At 50.7% G+C, this 1,714-nt stretch carries 1 protein-coding gene and 1 pseudogene; both read left to right on the top strand.

The annotated features are described in order from the left end of the window. Nucleotides 1-610: branched-chain-amino-acid transaminase (ilvE, locus tag R7P69_RS24540; RefSeq protein ID WP_318121725.1), on the top strand; the 610-nt coding region annotated here is incomplete at its 5' end. A 14-nt stretch (nt 611-624) separates the two neighbouring features. Continuing rightward, nucleotides 625-1,714: pseudogene (gene ilvD, locus R7P69_RS24545) on the top strand (dihydroxy-acid dehydratase); the annotation flags it as partial.

A 1,714-nucleotide genomic window follows, 5' to 3' on the forward strand; every position in this document is an offset into this window, starting at 1 on the left:
ATGTCCTCCAGTTGGCACAGAGATGGACCTAATCATTGCCGCTTTCCCTTGGGGCTCTTACTTGGGTGAAGAAGCACTAGAAAAAGGCGTGGATGCGATGATTTCAAGCTGGAATCGCGCGGCACCTAACACCATCCCTACCGCTGCAAAAGCGGGTGGTAACTACCTTTCTTCACTACTCGTTGGTGGTGAAGCACGTCGTCATGGTTACGACGAAGGTATCGCACTGAGTGTTGACGGTTACTTGTCAGAAGGCGCGGGCGAGAACATCTTTGTCATCAAAGATCGCGTGATCACCACACCACCAGCAACCAGCGCTATCCTACCGGGCATCACTCGTGACTCGATCATGACCATTGCTCGCGATAAAGGTTACGAAGTCCGTGAAGCTAACATTGCCCGCGAAGCGCTATACCTTGCGGATGAAGTATTCATGACCGGTACCGCAGCAGAAGTTGTGCCTGTGGCAACCATCGACAAAATTGAAGTGGGCAGCGGTAAACGCGGTCCGATTACCAAAGAATTGCAAGAAGCCTACTTTGGCCTATTTAACGGCACCACGGAAGATAAGTGGGGCTGGTTAGACTATGTGTACCCAGAGCAGCAGTAAGAAGGATTTAAGAAATGCCAAAATATAGATCAGCTACCACCACACATGGTCGTAACATGGCGGGAGCTCGTGCGCTCTGGCGTGCAACCGGTGTAAAAGACGAAGATTTCGGTAAACCAATCATCGCCGTGGTGAACTCATTCACTCAGTTCGTACCAGGCCACGTACACCTTAAAGATTTGGGCCAACTTGTTGCTCAAGAGATTGAAGCGGCAGGCGGCATCGCAAAAGAATTCAATACCATCGCCGTCGATGATGGCATCGCAATGGGTCACGGCGGCATGCTTTACTCGCTGCCATCACGTGAATTGATTGCCGACTCGGTCGAATACATGGTTAATGCGCACTGTGCAGATGCCATGGTGTGTATCTCTAACTGTGACAAAATCACTCCAGGGATGCTGATGGCGTCAATGCGTCTCAACATTCCAGTTATTTTCGTATCTGGCGGCCCAATGGAAGCGGGCAAAACCAAGCTTTCAGACCAGATCATCAAGTTAGACCTTGTCGATGCCATGATCCAAGGTGCCGATCCAAAAGTGTCTGACGAACAAAGCGAACAGATCGAACGCAGTGCATGCCCAACGTGTGGATCGTGTTCAGGCATGTTCACCGCAAACTCAATGAACTGTCTGACAGAAGCTCTGGGTCTGTCTCAGCCAGGCAACGGCTCGCTGTTGGCAACGCATGCCGATCGTAAAGAACTGTTTATCAATGCAGGTAAACGCATCGTTGAACTCACCAAACGCTACTACGAGCAAGATGACGAAACGGCTCTACCACGCAATATCGCGACCAAAGCCGCATTTGAAAACGCGATGGCACTCGACATCGCAATGGGCGGTTCGACCAATACGGTGTTACACCTTTTAGCTGCGGCGCAAGAAGGTGAAGTCGATTTTGATATGACGGACATCGACCGCATGTCTCGCCAACTACCACACCTTTGTAAAGTGGCTCCTTGAACGCAGAAATACCACATGGAAGATGTACACCGTGCGGGTGGCGTTGTCGGTATCCTTGGTGAACTGAACCGTGCAGGTCTGCTGCACAATCAGTCTAAGACTGTCCTAGGACTGACTTGGGAAGAACAGCTAGCCAAAT

This window comes from Vibrio sp. 661, from assembly GCF_033339315.1.
GTDB classification, from domain to species: domain Bacteria; phylum Pseudomonadota; class Gammaproteobacteria; order Enterobacterales; family Vibrionaceae; genus Vibrio; species Vibrio alginolyticus.